Annotated in this window: 15 protein-coding genes; 8 read left to right on the top strand and 7 right to left on the bottom strand. The window is 71.5% G+C overall.

The window, feature by feature from the left end:
• Window positions 1-148 precede the first annotated feature (148 nt).
• The 4 genes from AC07F0_RS20900 to AC07F0_RS20915 all read right to left on the bottom strand — a co-directional run bounded on the left by AC07F0_RS20900 (window position 149) and on the right by AC07F0_RS20915 (window position 3,416).
• Window positions 149-1,168, bottom strand: coding sequence for a LacI family DNA-binding transcriptional regulator (locus AC07F0_RS20900; protein WP_478980822.1), 1,020 nt, complete (start codon window positions 1,166-1,168; stop codon window positions 149-151).
• A gap of 113 nt (window positions 1,169-1,281) precedes the next feature.
• Window positions 1,282-2,058 (bottom strand): carbonic anhydrase, encoded by a 777-nt coding sequence (locus AC07F0_RS20905; protein WP_478980824.1) that lies wholly within the window; start codon window positions 2,056-2,058, stop codon window positions 1,282-1,284.
• A 122-nt stretch (window positions 2,059-2,180) separates the two neighbouring features.
• Complete coding sequence (locus AC07F0_RS20910; RefSeq protein WP_478980826.1) at window positions 2,181-2,672, bottom strand: pyridoxamine 5'-phosphate oxidase family protein; 492 nt, start codon at window positions 2,670-2,672, stop codon at window positions 2,181-2,183.
• A gap of 234 nt (window positions 2,673-2,906) precedes the next feature.
• Window positions 2,907-3,416, bottom strand: a complete 510-nt coding sequence (locus tag AC07F0_RS20915) for a helix-turn-helix domain-containing protein (protein ID WP_478980828.1) — start codon at window positions 3,414-3,416, stop codon at window positions 2,907-2,909.
• Between the two features lie 77 nt (window positions 3,417-3,493).
• Between AC07F0_RS20915 and AC07F0_RS20920 the strand changes: the two genes are divergently transcribed.
• The 3 genes from AC07F0_RS20920 to AC07F0_RS20930 are packed head-to-tail and all read left to right on the top strand — an operon-like array spanning window position 3,494 to window position 6,207.
• Entirely contained in the window at window positions 3,494-4,354 is an 861-nt protein-coding gene (locus AC07F0_RS20920) for a class I SAM-dependent methyltransferase (RefSeq protein WP_478980830.1), read from the top strand.
• A gap of 51 nt (window positions 4,355-4,405) precedes the next feature.
• Window positions 4,406-5,116, top strand: a complete 711-nt coding sequence (locus AC07F0_RS20925; protein WP_478980832.1) for a ThuA domain-containing protein — start codon at window positions 4,406-4,408, stop codon at window positions 5,114-5,116.
• Entirely contained in the window at window positions 5,086-6,207 is a 1,122-nt protein-coding gene (locus AC07F0_RS20930; RefSeq protein ID WP_478980834.1) for a Gfo/Idh/MocA family protein, read from the top strand. The genes AC07F0_RS20925 and AC07F0_RS20930 overlap by 31 nt, the downstream gene beginning before the upstream one ends.
• Window positions 6,208-6,226: 19 nt before the next feature.
• Here AC07F0_RS20930 and AC07F0_RS20935 read toward each other — a convergent pair whose 3' ends face one another.
• On the bottom strand, window positions 6,227-7,705 hold the full coding sequence (locus AC07F0_RS20935) for a glutamate-cysteine ligase family protein (protein ID WP_478980836.1): 1,479 nt from the start codon (window positions 7,703-7,705) through the stop codon (window positions 6,227-6,229).
• Window positions 7,706-7,847: 142 nt separating this feature from the next.
• Here AC07F0_RS20935 and AC07F0_RS20940 point away from each other — a divergent pair, with 142 nt between their 5' ends.
• The 3 genes from AC07F0_RS20940 to AC07F0_RS20950 all read left to right on the top strand — a co-directional run bounded on the left by AC07F0_RS20940 (window position 7,848) and on the right by AC07F0_RS20950 (window position 11,029).
• Complete coding sequence (locus AC07F0_RS20940; RefSeq protein ID WP_478980838.1) at window positions 7,848-9,017, top strand: MFS transporter; 1,170 nt, start codon at window positions 7,848-7,850, stop codon at window positions 9,015-9,017.
• Window positions 9,018-9,155: 138 nt separating this feature from the next.
• Window positions 9,156-10,034 (top strand): SDR family oxidoreductase, encoded by an 879-nt coding sequence (locus tag AC07F0_RS20945; RefSeq protein WP_436728141.1) that lies wholly within the window; start codon window positions 9,156-9,158, stop codon window positions 10,032-10,034.
• A gap of 266 nt (window positions 10,035-10,300) precedes the next feature.
• The gene (locus tag AC07F0_RS20950) at window positions 10,301-11,029 is read left to right on the top strand and encodes a maleylpyruvate isomerase family mycothiol-dependent enzyme (RefSeq protein ID WP_478980840.1); all 729 of its coding nucleotides are present in this window, start codon (window positions 10,301-10,303) and stop codon (window positions 11,027-11,029) included.
• A 21-nt stretch (window positions 11,030-11,050) separates the two neighbouring features.
• On the opposite strand, the gene AC07F0_RS20955 is transcribed toward AC07F0_RS20950, so the two are convergent.
• Window positions 11,051-11,446, bottom strand: a complete 396-nt coding sequence (locus AC07F0_RS20955) for a MarR family winged helix-turn-helix transcriptional regulator (protein ID WP_478980842.1) — start codon at window positions 11,444-11,446, stop codon at window positions 11,051-11,053.
• A gap of 86 nt (window positions 11,447-11,532) precedes the next feature.
• On the opposite strand from AC07F0_RS20955, the gene AC07F0_RS20960 reads away from it, so the two are divergent.
• Window positions 11,533-13,014, top strand: coding sequence for an MFS transporter (locus AC07F0_RS20960; RefSeq protein WP_478980843.1), 1,482 nt, complete (start codon window positions 11,533-11,535; stop codon window positions 13,012-13,014).
• 209 nt (window positions 13,015-13,223) lie between these two features.
• Window positions 13,224-14,471, top strand: a complete 1,248-nt coding sequence (locus tag AC07F0_RS20965) for an ABC transporter substrate-binding protein (RefSeq protein ID WP_478980845.1) — start codon at window positions 13,224-13,226, stop codon at window positions 14,469-14,471.
• 25 nt (window positions 14,472-14,496) lie between these two features.
• On the opposite strand, the gene AC07F0_RS20970 is transcribed toward AC07F0_RS20965, so the two are convergent.
• The gene (locus AC07F0_RS20970) at window positions 14,497-15,237 is read right to left on the bottom strand and encodes an ABC transporter ATP-binding protein (RefSeq protein WP_478980847.1); all 741 of its coding nucleotides are present in this window, start codon (window positions 15,235-15,237) and stop codon (window positions 14,497-14,499) included.
• Between the last annotated feature and the right edge of the window lies 1 nt (window position 15,238).

Consider the following 15,238-nt stretch of genomic DNA (forward strand, 5'->3'; position numbering starts at 1 on the left):
CGACCGTGCTGTTCAGCGCCGGTGCGGGGTCTGGTGCGTGGAGCTGCAAGGCGGAGGAGGGCGTCGACGAGGAGCGTCGGCAACCGACACAACGCGGCAGATGCGCGCACCAGACCCCGCGTCTGCGGCGTGATCCGAAGGACAGGCCCTAGCCGTCGGCGGGCGGTCGGGTGGAGTCGCGTACGACGAGGCCGGGGGCGAAGACGCGGGTCTCGTGGACGTGGTCCGCGCGGGCCTCGATCTCGTCGAGGAGCATCTCCACGGCGGCCCGGCCGAGGTCCTCGACCGGCTGCCGGACCGTCGTGAGGGTGGTGGCGCCGAAGGTCGCGACGTCGAGGTCGCCGTAGCCGACCACCTGGACCTCCTCGGGGACGCGCACGCCCCGGTCGGTCAGCCCACGGCACAAGCCCGCGGCGAGGAAGTCGTTGGTGCAGAAGACCCCGTCGGGCAGCTCCCGGAGTCCGTGCGCGATCTGTGTGCCGTACGCGACGGTCATCCGCTCGGCGACGACCTGGTCCAGCCGTGCCTCGCGCCGGCTGCGCACGGCCTGCCGGGCGCCCTGGTAGCGGTCGGCGCACTGGCGTATGCCGCGCTCGCCGTTGACGACGAGGATGTCGCGAGCCCCGCGGTCGAGGAGGTGCTGCACGGCGAGGCGGCCGCCGGCGATGTCGTCGACGGAGGCCGAGCAGCCCTCCCGGTCGGGCATCGCGCGGTCGGCCAGGACGAGCGGGATGCCCCGCTCGCGCAGCCGGGCGAGCCGGCCCGGATCGGCGCTGAGCGGCACGACGACGACGCCGACGGCCCGCTGCTCGACGAGCATGCTGAAGTAGCCCTGCTCCCGTTCCGGGTCGTCTCCGCTGTGGCAGAGGACGAGGGAGTAGCCGTGGTCGTAGGCCGCGTCCGCGGCGCCCCGGGCGATGCGCGCGTAGAAGGAGTTGGTCACGTCGGGCAGCACCAGGCCGATGGCCGAGGCGCGCCCGGTGCGCAGTCCGGCGGCTCCGGGGTGCGGGACGTAGTCGAGCGCGGCGACGGCGACGCGGACGCGCTCGGCGGTCTGTGCGGTGACGCGCTCGGGCCGGTTGAGGACGTTCGAGACGGTGGACACCGAGACGCCGGCGGCGGCCGCGACGTCCTGGATGCGGGCGGGGCGTGCCGGAACGGCGTCCACCCCCTCGCTGTTGCAGCCGTGCGACCAGGCACGACCGTGGTCTTCTTGGGCGCCGCAAGTATAACGTGACCGGGCGTGGAACGTTTTTCCCGCCCGGTCGTCGCTGTTCCGGGTCAGGCGGCGGGCGCGCCGGTGAGGACTTCCACGCGGCCGGTGTCGAGCGAGTAGTAGGCGCTGACGACGGCCAGGTCGCCCTTCTTCACGAGCGGGGCGAGGTCCCGGTTGGTCCGCAGCTCGGCGGCGGTCTGCTTGATGTGGATCCGCACCATGGCGTCGACCGGATCGGCGTGCTTCCCCCTGGCGGTCTCCCGGTAGGCCGGCCGCAGGGCGTCGGAGATCGCCTGGAGGTTGCCGGGGAGCTTCTTGCCGTCGCGCATCGCCTCGTAGGCCGCCTTGACGGCTCCGCAGCGCTGGTGCCCGAGGACCACGATGAGCGGGGTGCCGGACGTCATCGGCCCGTACTCCACGGAGCCGACGACCACCGGTCCCACGACCTGCCCGCCGGTGCGCATCACGAACAGGTCGCCGAGGCCGGTGTCGAAAACAAGCTCCGGCGGGACGCGGGAGTCGATGCAGGAGAGGATGACGCCGTAGGGGTTCTGTGCCTCGGCGACGAACTCGCGCCGCTCCGGGTCACGGTCGGGGTGCTGGAGCTTTCCGTCCACCCAGCGCTTGTTGCCGTCCATCAGCCGGGCGAACGCCGCCCAGGGCGAGTCCGGCCGGGGGCCCGCCGCGGGTGAGGGTGAAGGGGTCTTCGCCGCGCCCACGGCCGAGGTCTTCCCCTCGTTCGTGCTGTCCGAGCTCGACGAGCAGGCGGTGAGCATGGCTGCGGTGGCAGCCAGCCCGCCGGTGAGTATGGCCCTGCGCTGCGGTGTCCTGGCGGTACCCATGTGGCCGTCCCTTTCGGTCTCCGTTCTCCCTGTGGGGAGCGGTGATCCAACTGTCGTGGGCGACCGGTTAGCGCTCGTACAACGCTGATGCAGTGCAGGAGAAGTGCTGTTCCAAGACTCGGTCACAGGACGACTGTGGTGCGGTGCTCGTAATCCAGCCCGTGTTCGGCGCACTGCCCCGCACCGCGGGGGCAGATCATCGAGTACTCGCTGACCCGGGCCCGGTACACCCGCCACGGGGCGGGCGGGCGGACCTCCTCCGGGGCGAGGGGGCGGCCGCCGCGGCCGGCGGGGCGGGGAATCACCCGCAGGCCCTCCAGGGCCGCCTCCCCGCGGAGTTCCTCCGCCGTGGCCTTCAGGTACAGGGCGAGGGGGCTCGCCGTGCCTACCGGGGCCCGGGAGTCGTGGAGGACGATGCCGATCCGGGGTTCGTGGGCGATGTTGCGGGAGTGCGTGACCTCGGGGGACGAGACCCAATACAAGTCCCGTCCGTCCTCGGTGGAGTAGAAGACGGGCGAGGCCCAGGGGGCGCCGTCCGCGCCGACGGTGGCCAGCACCATGTACAGGTTCCGGTCGATGATCGCGCGTGCCGCGCTGCGGGTGTCCTCACCCATGCGTTCCCCCTCTTTCCCGTGCTTCCGGTGCTTCCGGTGCCCGTCACTCTAGGAGGGAGGGTGGACAAGTCTTGATCAGCAGCTCGTCGATCTCGGGCAGCAGGGTGCCCGCGAGTCGGCCGCCCCCGCACGTCAGTTTTAGACCTAGGCAGGCGGCACCGGGAATCGGGCAAAGCACGAACCACGATTGGACCAAGAGCACCGACGGTCCTCGGGGATGTTTCGAAGGTCCCCCTAGCGTCCCGGAACCCGCCTTCGCGGCGCGGCGACAGCGCCGGAGGCCGCGGCATCGAGGAGGCGGCGGAAGGTCGGGCACTCCATGTGGCTGGGCGCGGGGCACGCGGCGGCATGCCGCAGGGAGTCGCGCAGGACGCCCAGTTCGCGGATCCTGTGGTCGAGTTCGTCCGCCTTGGCCGCCAGCATCCGCCGGTCGATCCGCGGCCGCCCGTCCGGCGCGAGCATGTCCGCGATCTCGTCGAGCGAGAACCCGGCCGTCCGCCCCAGCGCGATCAGCGCCAGCCGCTCCAGTACGCCGGGGTCGTACTGCCGGCGCAGGCCGCGCCGGCCCGTCGAGGAGATCAGCCCTTTCTCCTCGTAGTAGCGCAGGGTCGATGCCGGAACCCCGGCGCGGTGCGACACTTCGGCGATGTCCAGCTCTGCCGTTTCTGTCGCGTCTGCCGTTTCTGTCGCGTCTGCCGTTTCTGTCGCGTCTGCTGTTTCTGTCGTTTCTGTCATGTCCGTCATTGCCTTGACTTCAAGTCGACTTGAAGTAGAACGCTGTCATCCCGGTACGCCGAGGGCAACCAGAAGGAGAGAAAGCCATGGACGCTGAGCGCAGGGCCGACGAGGAGCAGGCAGCCCGCTGGAAGGGGCGCGCCGGTCATGCCTGGGGCGATCTGAAGGGCGTGCTGGACGGGATGTTCAGGCCCTTCGAGGAGCTTCTCGTCGAAGCCGTCGCCGCCGAAGGGGCGCGGCACGTGCTCGAGGTCGGCTGCGGTACGGGCGGCGTCACGCTGGCCGTCGCGCGACGGCTCGGCCCGGCCGGTCGCTGTGTCGGCGTCGACATCTCGGACGCGATGATCACCACCGCCCGGGAGTACGCCGGACAGGAGGACGCACCGGTGTCCTTCCTCTGCGCCGACGCACAGGACCACGCCTTCGAACGGGGCACCTTCGACGCTGTCATCTCGCGGTTCGGCGTCATGTTCTTCAGCGATCCCGTCCGGGCCTTCGCCAACCTCCGGCACGCGGCCCGGGACGAGGCCGCGCTGCGGTTCGTCGTCTGGCGCGATCCGGCCGAGAACCCGTTCATGACGACCGCCCAGCGCGCCGCGTCACCACTGCTCCCGGACCTGCCCGTCCACAGGCCGGACGAACCGGGGCAGTTCGCCTTCGCGGACCCGGACAAGGTCCGGCGCATCCTGACCGAGAGCGGCTGGGCCGGGATCGACATCCAGCCGGTCGACGTCGTCTGCACCCTGCCCGAGAAGGAACTGGTCCGCTACTTCACCCGGCTCGGTCCGGTCGGCATGCACCTGCCCGAGGTGGACGAGGAGACCCGCGGCCGGGTCGTCGCGACGGTCCGGGCCGCCTTCGACCCCTTCGTGCACGGCTCGGAAGTCCGTTTCACCGCGGCCTGTTGGACGGTCGGGGCCCGGGCCTCGACAGCGAAATTTTCGTGAGGCCCTGCCCTCTTTCGTGAGCGCGGAGGCCCGCCGCATAGTGAGATCACGATGACGCAGAAGAGAGCACTGGTGGTCCGCGGCGGCTGGGAGGGGCACCAGCCGGTCGAGGCGACGGAACTGTTCCTGCCCTTCCTGCGGAGCAACGGATACGCCGTCCGGGTCGAGGAGTCGACCGACGTCTACGCCGACGCCGCCGAGTTGGCCGGCACGGACCTGATCGTGCAGTGCGTCACGATGTCGGAGATCACGCGCGAGCAACTCGCGGGGCTCAGCTCGGCGGTCGTGGCGGGCACCGGGTTCACCGGCTGGCATGGTGGCATCGCCGACTCGTTCCGCGCCTCCTCCGACTATCTCCACCTGGTGGGAGGGCAGTTCGCCACACACCCGGGCAAGGAGCCGTGCGAGCGCCGGGGCGGGCCGGAGGACAACTTCCTGCCGCACACCATCACCCTCACCGAGGCCGGCCGCGAGCACCCCGTCACCGCGGGCATCGAGGACTTCGAGCTGCACACCGAGCAGTACTGGGTGCTCCACGACGACCTCATCGACGTCCTGGCCACCACCACGCACCCCACGCGGCCGTGGGAGCCCTGGCACCGGCCGGTCACCTCGCCGGCGGTCTGGACCCGCCGGTGGGGTGCCGGACGGATCGTGGTGACGACACCGGGGCACAGCGTCGACGTGCTCGAGAATCCCAGCGTCCGCGCCATCATCGAGAGGGGCATGCTGTGGGCGACGCGCACCGCGTCGGCGTCGTAGGGCTCGGCGTCATCTCCCGCGCGTACCTGGACACGCTCGCCGGCCGTTCCGCGGTGCGGGTGACGGCGGTCGCCGACCTCGACGCCTCCCGGTCGGCCGCGGTCGCCGCCGAGCTGCCCGGCGTCCGGGCGCTGACCGTCGAGGAGCTGCTGAGCAGCCCGGACGTGGACACGGTGCTGAACCTCACCACCCCCGGGGCGCACGCCGCGATCGCCCTCGGGGCCATCGGCCACGGCAAGAACGTCTACGGGGAGAAACCGCTCGCCGCCACGCTCGCCGACGCCCACGCCGTCATGGCGGCCGCCGCGCGGGCGGGCGTCGGTGTGGGGTGCGCGCCGGACACCGTGCTGGGCACGGGGGTCCAGACGGCGCGGGCGGCCGTGGCAGCGGGCCGCATCGGACGCCCGATGTTCGCCTCGGCCGTGATGGTCACCGCGGGCCACGAACGCTGGCATCCGCATCCCGACTTCTACTACACCGAGGGCGGCGGACCCCTGCTGGACATGGGTCCGTACTACCTCGCCTCCCTGATTCACCTGCTGGGTCCGGTGCGGGCCGTGACGGGGGCGTCCAGCCGGCTGCGCGCCGAGCGGGTCATCGGTTCGGGTCCGCGTGCGGGCGAGCGGATACCGGTGGAGGTGGACAGCCATGTCTCCGGTGTGCTGGAGCACGTGGGCGGGACGCTGACGACGATCACGACGAGCTTCGACGGCGTGGCCACCACGGCGTCACCGATCGAGGTCCACGGCGAGAGGGGAACCCTCGCCGTACCGGACCCGAACCGCTTCGACGGCGACGTACGGCTCTTCGGACTCGGCGACACCCAGTGGCGCACGCTCCCGCCGTCGGCGGGCTACGTCGACGGCGCGCGGGGCGTCGGGCTGCTGGACTTCGTCGCCGTCGACGGCCGGCGCGCACCGCGTGCGAACGGCGAACTCGCCCTGCACGTGCTGGAGACGATGACCGCGCTCCTGCGTTCGTCGGCCGAGGGACGGCGGATCGAGCTGACGACGTCGGCGGAGCCGCCCGTTCCCGTCCCGCTGACGGCCGCCGAGGAGTGGGGAGGCCAGGCCGCCCCCAGCCCCGCGTGAGACGGCGATGTCAGGACGGTCAGTCCACGGGCCAGGTGTGCGCGGGCGCGTTCATGTGCATGTAGTCCATGTACGTGGCGGTCATCTGCCGCAGAGCCTCACGCCGGTCGGAGACGCCGGCCTTCTCCAGATGATGGACCATCTCCGCCTGCCACAGGGCGCCGTTGCGGGCGGTGACACAGCGCTGCTCCACGATGCCCAGCAGGGGTTCACGCCAGGCCGCGTCCATGCCGGCCAGCTCCAGACCCCGGTGGGCCAGCGGCAGCAGACGCCGCAACACCAGTTCCGTGACCGGCGCTTCGCCCACGCCGGGCCAGAACAGGCGGGCGTCGATGCCGTCTCGGGCCGCGGTGTGCAGGTTCTCCTCGGCGACCGCGAAGGACATCCGCGTCCACACCGGCCGGTCCTCGTCGACGAGGGCGCGGGTGAGGCCGTAGTAGAAGGCGCCGTTGGCGATGATGTCGGCCACGGTGGGGCCGGCGGGCAGCACCCGGTTCTCGATGCGCAGATGCGGGCCGCTCTCGGTGACGGCGTAGACGGGGCGGTTCCAGCGGTAGATCGTGCCGTTGTGCAGGGTCAGTTCGCCCAGTTGCGGAACGCCGCCGCGGTCGAGCTCCTGCTGCGGGTCCTCGTCCTCGCACAGCGGCAGCAGGGCGGGGAAGTAGCGCACGTTCTCCTCGAAGAGGTCGAAGACGCTGGTGATCCACCGCTCCCCGAACCACACGCGGGGCCGTACGCCCTGGGCCTTGATCTCCTCCGGGCGGGTGTCGGTGGCCTGCTCGAACAGGGGGATGCGGGTCTCGCGCCACAGCTCCTTGCCGAACAGGAAGGGCGAGTTCGCCGCGAGGGCGATCTGCACGCCCGCGATGGCCTGGGCCGCGTTCCAGTAGTCCGCGAACTGCTTGGGGGCGACCTGGAGATGGAACTGGGTGCTGGTGCAGGCGGCCTCGGGGGTGATGGTGTCGGCGTACGTCGACAGGCGCTCCACGCCGTCGACCCTGATCCGCAGGTCCTCGCCGCGTGCCGCGAAGATCTGCTCGTTGAGCAGCCGGTAGCGCGGGTCGCCGGACAGGGCGGACTCGCTGACGTCCGCCTCGTCCAGGGTGGGCAGGATGCCGACCATGATGAGATGGGCGCCCACGGCCGCGGCGCGGTCCTCGGCGTGGTTCAGGGCGTCCCGGATCGTCTCCTCCCAGGCGCCGGGGCCGCCGGTCGTCAGCTCCCGCGGCGGGATGTCGATCTCCAGGTTGAAGCGGCCCAGTTCGCTGGACCAGGCGGGGTCGGCGATGGCCTGGAGGACGTCGGTGCTGCGCATCGCGGGCAGCCCCTGGTCGTCCACCAGGTTGAGCTCGATCTCGAGCCCGACCCGGGGGCGCTCGCTCTCGAAGCTGGACTCGCGCAGCATGCGGGCCAGCACTTCCAGGCCGGTCTGCATCTTGGCCCGGTACCGACGGCGGTCCTCCCGCGTGAACACCAGGGCCGGCACGTCACGTCCCATGTACGCTCCCGAGGTCCCTCGGCGGATGGCTCTCGTCCCAGCGTCGCACCTTCTCGCCCCGGCGTCGCACCTTGTCGCGGTGCCCGCACCCACCTAGCCTGAGTTTGTGCCGCAAATAAACAAACCCCGAACGCACAGTGCCGTGCCGGGCGACGGCAACCCCCTCACCCGACTCCGTACGGCGATCACCGTCTTCTTCGCCCTCGACGGCTTCGTCTTCGCCGGCTGGGTCGTACGCATCCCCGCCATCAAGGAACAGACCGACGCCTCCGCCAGCGCCCTCGGCCTCGCCCTCCTGGGCGTCTCCGCCGGAGCCGTCGTCACCATGGTCCTCACCGGCCGCCTGTGCCGCCGCTTCGGCAACCACCGGGTCACGGTCGCCTGCGCCGTCCTGCTCTCCCTCAGCGTGGCCCTGCCGCCGCTGACCCACTCGGCCCTCGCGCTCGGCCTCGTCCTGCTGGTCTTCGGCGCCGCGTACGGCGGGATCAACGTCGCCTTCAACAGCGCCGCCGTGGATCTCGTGGCCGCGATGCGGCGGCCGATCATGCCGAGCTTCCACGCCGCGTTCAGCCTGGGCGGCATGGTCGGCGCCGGGCTGGGCGCCCTGGTCGCGGGGTCCCTCTCCCCCACCCGGCACCTGCTGCTGCTCACCGTCACCGGACTGCTCGTGACCGCCGTGGCGGGCCCCGTACTGCTCCGGCACGAGCCGCCGGCGCCGCCGGAACCGGAGCGTCCCGCGCAGGACTCCCCGCGCCGCTTGGACGGCCGCACCCGCGGTCTCGTGCTCGTCTTCGGCCTGATCGCGGGCTGTACCGCGTACGGCGAGGGCGCGCTGGCCGACTGGGGCGCCCTGCACCTGGAAGAGGACCTGGCCGCCTCGCCGGGGGCCGCGGCCATCGGCTACTCCTGCTTCGCGCTCGCCATGACGGTGGGCCGCCTGACCGGCACCACGCTCCTGGAGCGCCTGGGGCGGACCCGGACCGTCGTGGCGGGCGGCGCCACGGCGGCGGCCGGGATGCTGCTCGGCTCGCTCGCCCCCGCCCTGTGGGCGGCCCTGCTCGGGTACGCGGTCACGGGCATCGGCCTCGCGAACCTCTTCCCCGTGGCCGTGGAACGCGCGGGCGCGCTCGCCGGTCCCGGCGGAGTCGCCACGGCCTCCACGCTGGGCTACGGCGGCATGCTGCTGGGGCCGCCCGCCATCGGGTTCATGGCGGACTGGTTCTCCCTCCCGGCCGCGCTCACCAGCGTGGCGGTCCTGGCCGCCGTGGCCGCGCTCATCGGTGTCGCGACGCGACGCGCGGCGGCGGGCTGACCCGGAGGACCGGCCTGCTGGACGTCCGGACTCACCCACGGACGAACGACCCGGTGATCGGCACCCCGCCATCGGGGTACCCGGGGCCTCGCCCGTTGTGATCACCGGGCCGTACGCCATGGACAAGGAGGCAGACCCGTGACCGATCAACAGCACCCAGGCGACCAGCACCCCACCCCGGAGTTTCCCTCCCAGGACCAGCCGCACCCGGGCTGGACCGGCCCCATGGACCCGCCCCCGGACCACGGTGAGAAGTCCTACCGGGGCAGCGGCCGGCTGGACGGACGCAAGGCCGTGATCACCGGCGGGGACTCCGGGATCGGCCGCGCGGTCGCCCTGGCGTTCGCCCGGGAGGGAGCCGACGTGCTCTTCACCCACCTGGACGACGAGAAGGACGACGCCGCCGAGACCGCCCGGCTGGTCGAGGACGCCGGGCGGCGTGCCGTGCCCGTCTCGTGCGACGTACGGGAGGAGGGGAACTGCCGCGCGCTGATCGACCGTGCCGTCGCGGAGTTCGGCCGGATCGACGTCCTGGTGAACAACGCGGCGTACCAGATGTCGCAGCCCGACGGCATCGAGGCGATCTCCACCGAGCAGTTCGACCGGGTGCTGCGCACCAACCTGTACGGCATGTTCTGGCTTTGCAAGATGGCCCTGCCGCACATTCCGGAGGGCGGCAGCATCATCAACTCCACGTCGGTGCAGGCCTACAAGCCCAGCCCGCATCTGCTGGACTACGCGACGACCAAGGGCGCGATCGTCACCTTCACGCAGGGGCTGGCGCAGATGGTGATCGACAAGGGCGTCCGCGTCAACGCCGTGGCGCCCGGCCCGGTGTGGACGCCGCTGATCCCGGCGACCATGCCGGACACCCGGAAGTTCGGCAAGCAGGCGCCCATCGGGCGGCCCGCGCAGCCGGCCGAGATGGCACCGGCGTACGTCTTCCTCGCCTCCCAGGAGGCGTCCTACATCACCGCCGAGATCGTCAACGCCACGGGCGGCACACCGCTGCCCTAGGCCGTGTCCGCAAAGTCCCGTCGTCCGCCCGGAGGGCGAGCCCCGCGGCCTCTGGAGCGTGCTCTCGGTGCACCGGACGGAGTCCCTCGTACTGGATGTACTCGGGGCTTCGTCCGGTGCGGCGAGTGGGGGCACCTCCCGCGCCCTTACGGCAGCGGGGGAGCCCGCCAGGCGTCGCGGGGCAGGCGGGACTTGCGGACACGGCCTAGCGCCCCCCCGCGGAAATTCCGGCGCCCGGAGTACGCCCCGTACGGCAGACTCGCGGCATGGAGACCGCCGAGTTCCTTCAAGCGCTGGAGACAGAGGGCCGTTTGCTGGCCACGGCCGCCGAGGAGGCGGGGACCGACGCCAAGGTGCCGACGTGCCCGCAGTGGCACGTGCGCGATCTGCTGCGGCACACGGGCGCGGTGCACCGCTGGGCCACGTCGTACGTCGCCGAGGGGTACAGCGAGCGCCGTCCGCTGGGCGAGGTCCCGGACCTCGACGGCGCGGAACTCGTGGCCTGGTACCGCGACAGCCACCGCCGTCTCGTCGACACGCTGGCCGCCGCCGCACCGGATGTGGACTGCTGGTTCTTCCTGCCCGCGCCGTCCCCGCTGGCCTTCTGGACCCGGCGGCAGGCGCACGAGACGGCGGTGCACCGGGTCGACGCGGAGTCCGCGCGCGGGGCCGGCATCACCGCCGTCGCCCCGGACTTCGCGACCGACGGCATCGACGAACTGCTGCGCGGCTTCCACGCCCGCTCCAGGAGCCGGGTGCGCACCCCCGAGCCGCGCGTCCTGCGCGTGCGCGCCGAAGACACCGGCGCGGTGTGGACCGTACGGCTGTCATCCGAGCCGCCCGTGACCACGCCGGGCGCCTCCGGGGACGCCAATTGCGAACTGTCCGGCCCGGCCGAGCAGTTGTACCTGGCGCTGTGGAACCGGGCTCCCCTCCCGTCGGTCACGGGAGACCGGGCGCTCGCCGAGCTGTGGCGTGAAACCTCGGGAATCTGACCCGACTCGGGACAACCGGACTCAGTCGTCCGCCAGCATCCGCGCCAGCACCGCACGCTGCACGGGCAGCACCTCGCCGTGCAGCGTGCGCCCCTTCGCCGTGAGGGCGACGCGAACACCCCGCCGGTCCTCCGGACACATGCAGCGCTCGACCAGTCCGTCCTTCTCCAGCCGGGCGACCAGCCGCGACAGCGCGCTCTGGCTCAGGTGGACCCGCTCGGAGATCTCCTGGACGCGGTAGGAGGGCGTGCCCTTCGCCGCCCGGCACCCGGCGAGGACGTCGAGCACCTCGAAATCACTGGCGCACAGGCCGTGTTCATGCAGAACCCGGTCGAGTTCGCACTGTGTTCGCGCATGCAGCGCCAGCATGCCGCGCCACTGTTCCACGAGCGCCTGCTCGGCCTGCTTCGCCGCCATGCGCCGCACCGTAACAGAGAACCGAGATTGTTGCACCTGACTTTAATGCGCTTGCATCTCATGCATACGCATGTAATCTCTCGGGCATGACCTCTCCGCTCACCTCCCCCACGTCCGACGGGCGTTGGACTCCCCGGCTCTGGGGCACCCTGCTGGTGCTCTGTGCCGCGATGTTCCTGGACGCCCTGGACGTGTCCATGGTCGGCGTCGCGCTGCCCTCCATCGGAGCCGACCTCGGCCTGTCGACCTCGGCGCTGCAATGGATCGTCAGCGGCTACATCCTGGGCTACGGCGGCCTGCTGCTCCTCGGCGGACGCGCCGCCGACCTGCTGGGCCGACGCCAGGTCTTCCTGGTGGCACTGGGCGTCTTCGCGCTGGCCTCGCTGCTCGGCGGCCTCGTCGACTCGGGCCCGCTGCTCATCGCCAGCCGCTTCATCAAGGGCCTGAGCGCGGCCTTCACGGCCCCCGCCGGCCTGTCGATCATCACCACGACGTTCCCCGAAGGCCCGTTGCGCAACCGCGCCCTGGCCATCTACACCACCTGCGGCGCCACCGGCTACTCGATGGGCCTGGTCTTCTCCGGCCTGCTCACTCAGGCCAGCTGGCGGCTCACGATGCTGCTGCCCGCCCCCATCGCGCTGATCGCCCTGCTCGTGGGCCTGAAGCTGCTGCCGCGCACGGAGCGCGAGCGCGGCCGGGGCGGCTACGACATCCCCGGCGCCGTCCTCGGCACCGCCTCGATGCTGCTGCTCGTCTACACCGTCGTCGAGGCGCCCGAGGTGGGCTGGGGGTCGGCGCGGACCGTCCTGTCCTTCGCCGCCGTCGCCGTCCTGCTGGCGGCCTTCGTCGCCGTCGAGCGGCGCAGCCCCAGCCCGCTGATCCGGCTCGGCGTGCTGCGCTCGGGGCCGCAAGTGCGGGCGCAGCTGGGCGCGTTGACGTTCGTCGGCAGCTACATCGGCTTCCAGTTCCTGGTGACCCTCTACATGCAGCAGCTGCTCGGCTGGTCGGCGCTGCACACGGCCCTGGCCTTCCTGCCGGCGGGCGCGCTGGTGGCGCTGTCCGCGACGAAGGTGGGGGCCGTCATCGACCGGTTCGGCACGGCCCGGCTGATGGTGCTGGGCTTCGTCCTGATGGTGACCGGCTACGTGCTGTTCCTGCGCATCGACCTCGACCCGGTCTACGCGGCGGCGATCCTGCCGACGATGCTGCTGGTCGGCTCCGGCTTCGCGCTGACCTTCCCGTCCCTCAACGTCCAGGCCACCAACGGCGTCGACGAGCACGAGCAGGGCATGGTCTCCGGGCTGCTCAACACCTCGGTCCAGGTGGGCGGCGCGATCTTCCTCGCCGTGGTGACGGCGGTGGTGACCGCGAACGCCCCCGAGCCGGGCAACGCCTCCCCGCAGGCCGTCCTCGACAGCTACCGGCCCGGCCTGCTGGTCGTGACGCTCATCGCCCTCGCCGGCCTGCTGATCACCCTCACGGGCCTGCGGACCCGCCGGGAGCAGCCGTCCGTCGTGGTCGCCAAGTCCACCCCGAGGGAGACGGAGCGCGTCGCCGTGCGCGATTAGGGAGCGTTTCCGGATGTGACCAAAGGGCCCTGTGTGACCCCTGTGTGACCTATGGAGGGAACGCAGGGCCCAGGCGAGCGCACCACCAGCCGAAAATGTGTACGTTTCAGATCTTTTCCGGATTCCGTGAGAGTTCTACGCTCATGTACAGATGGCGGGCGGAGGGCCGGCCAGTCGACCTCCGTCGCCTGTAATGAGCGGAGGCGGAGATGAAAGCGTCGATACGGCGGTCCGCGGTCTTCGCAAGCGCGGCCGCTCTCGTGATTGCCGTCTGCGGTGCGACGGGCACTGCCCAGGCCGAGCCGGGCGATGGCGAGCTCCAGTTCGGCTACGTCCTGCCGGAGACGGGACAGCTCGCCTACCTCGGCCCACCCCAGATCGAATCGCTGAAGTTCGCGATACAGAAGATCAACGACGCCGGCGGAGTCCTGGGCAAGCCGGTGCCGAGCGTGGTCTCCAGTGACGAGGCGGGCCAGGAGGCCGTTGCCGCGCAGTCGGCGGACCGGGTCCTCGCGGCAGGCGTGGACGCGGTCATCGGCGCCGCGGCTTCCGGCATGTCGCTGGCGTTCATCGACCGGGTGACCGGAGCGGGCGTCGTGCAGTGTTCGGGGTCGAACACCGCTCCCACCTTCACCGACTACGAGGATGACGGCTTCTATTTCCGCACCGTCCCGAGCGACGTGCTGCAGGGGCCCATCCTGGCGGACGTCGTCCGCGACGACGGCCACGACCGGGTGGCCCTGGTCGCACGGGCGGACGACTACGGGCGCGGCCTGATGGAGGCAACCCGCAAGTCGCTGGAGGACCGTGGCGCGACGGTGACGCTCGCCGAGACCTACGACCCGAAGGCGACCAACTTCGACCAGGTCGCCCAGCAGATCGAGAACTCCAGGCCGGACGCCGCCGTGGTGATCGCCTTCGAGGAGGGCACCCAGATCCTGCAGGGCATGATCGAGTCCGGACTCGGGCCCGACCGGATCGGCGTCTACGGCGCCGACGGACTGCGCAGTGAGGAACTGCCCTCGCTGGTCGCCCCCGGCCAGCCCGAGAGGCTCTCCGGGATGAAGGGAACCGCGCCGGCATCGGCGGAGAACGCGCAGTACGTGAAGGACCTCAAGAAATTCGCGCCGGATCTGAAGGAGCTGCAGTTCGCGCCGCAGGTGTTCGACTGCGCGACGACGATCGCCCTCGCCGCCGAGAAGGCGGAGTCCGACGACCCGGGCGAGTACGCGAAGGAGATGAACGGGATCACCAAGGACGGCGAGAAGTGCAACTCGTTCGCCGCCTGCAAGGAGCTGCTCGCCGACGGCAGGGACATCGACTACGACGGTGTGAGCGGTCCGCTCGACTTCACCGACAAGGGCGAACCCGGCCAGGCGACGATCGAGGTGTACGGCTACAACGACGAAGGAAAGCTGCAGACCCTGCGTACCGAGACCAGCAAGGCCCAGGACTGAACGGGAGGACCGACAGGGACGGCAGTCAACGGACGCGGGCGAGCGTGCCGAGGTAGAGCTCGATCACCTTCTCGTCGTGCAGCAGGGCCGTACCCGTGCCGGTGTACGCGTTGCGGCCCTGGTCGAGGACGTAACCGCGGTCGCAGAGCTGCAGGCACCTGCGGGCGTTCTGCTCGACCATGAGCACGGCGACGCCCGCGCTGTTGATCATTCTGCACCGGTCGAAGACGTGGTCCTGATGGAGCGGTGACAGGCCGGCCGACGGCTCGTCGAGCAACAGCAGCTGCGGCTCCATCATCAGGGCACGGGCCATCGCGAGCATCTGGCGTTCGCCGCCGGACATCGCGCCGGCCTTCTGCCTGCGGCGGTCGGCGAGCACGGGGAAGAGCTCCTCGACCGCCGCGACCCGCCGCGCGTGGTCCTTGGGCCGCAGGTAGACCCCCATCCGCAGGTTCTCCTCGACGGTCAGGGTGGGGAACACGTTCTGCAACTGCGGCACGTAGCCCACGCCCCGCCGGACCAGTTCGTGCGCGGGGCGGTTCGTGACGTCCTCGCCGCGCAGCCGCACGGTCCCGCCGCGCACCCGCAGCAATCCGAAGACGGCCTTGACCAGCGTCGACTTGCCGGCCCCGTTGGGGCCGATCACCCCGACCACCTCGCCCGGCCGCACCTCGACGCTGCATCCGCGCAGCACGTCGACACCGGGGACGTAACCGGCGACGACGTCGTCGGCCGCCAGCACCGGTGCCTGCTCCTCGGCGGTCATC

Source organism: Streptomyces sp. NPDC045955 (assembly GCF_056430805.1).

Bases quoted from the DNA above. Each gene is read 5' to 3' on its own strand.
- AC07F0_RS20905 (WP_478980824.1), bottom strand. From the start codon at position 2,058: ATGGGTACCGCCAGGACACCGCAGCGCAGGGCCATACTCACCGGCGGG.
- AC07F0_RS20910 (WP_478980826.1), bottom strand. From the start codon at position 2,672: ATGGGTGAGGACACCCGCAGCGCGGCACGCGCGATCATCGACCGGAAC.
- AC07F0_RS20915 (WP_478980828.1), bottom strand. From the start codon at position 3,416: ATGACGGACATGACAGAAACGACAGAAACAGCAGACGCGACAGAAACG.
- AC07F0_RS20920 (WP_478980830.1), top strand. From the start codon at position 3,494: ATGGACGCTGAGCGCAGGGCCGACGAGGAGCAGGCAGCCCGCTGGAAG.
- AC07F0_RS20925 (WP_478980832.1), top strand. From the start codon at position 4,406: ATGACGCAGAAGAGAGCACTGGTGGTCCGCGGCGGCTGGGAGGGGCAC.
- AC07F0_RS20935 (WP_478980836.1), bottom strand. From the start codon at position 7,705: ATGGGACGTGACGTGCCGGCCCTGGTGTTCACGCGGGAGGACCGCCGT.
- AC07F0_RS20950 (WP_478980840.1), top strand. From the start codon at position 10,301: ATGGAGACCGCCGAGTTCCTTCAAGCGCTGGAGACAGAGGGCCGTTTG.
- AC07F0_RS20955 (WP_478980842.1), bottom strand. From the start codon at position 11,446: ATGGCGGCGAAGCAGGCCGAGCAGGCGCTCGTGGAACAGTGGCGCGGC.
- AC07F0_RS20960 (WP_478980843.1), top strand. From the start codon at position 11,533: ATGACCTCTCCGCTCACCTCCCCCACGTCCGACGGGCGTTGGACTCCC.
- AC07F0_RS20965 (WP_478980845.1), top strand. From the start codon at position 13,224: ATGAAAGCGTCGATACGGCGGTCCGCGGTCTTCGCAAGCGCGGCCGCT.
- AC07F0_RS20970 (WP_478980847.1), bottom strand. From the start codon at position 15,237: ATGACCGCCGAGGAGCAGGCACCGGTGCTGGCGGCCGACGACGTCGTC.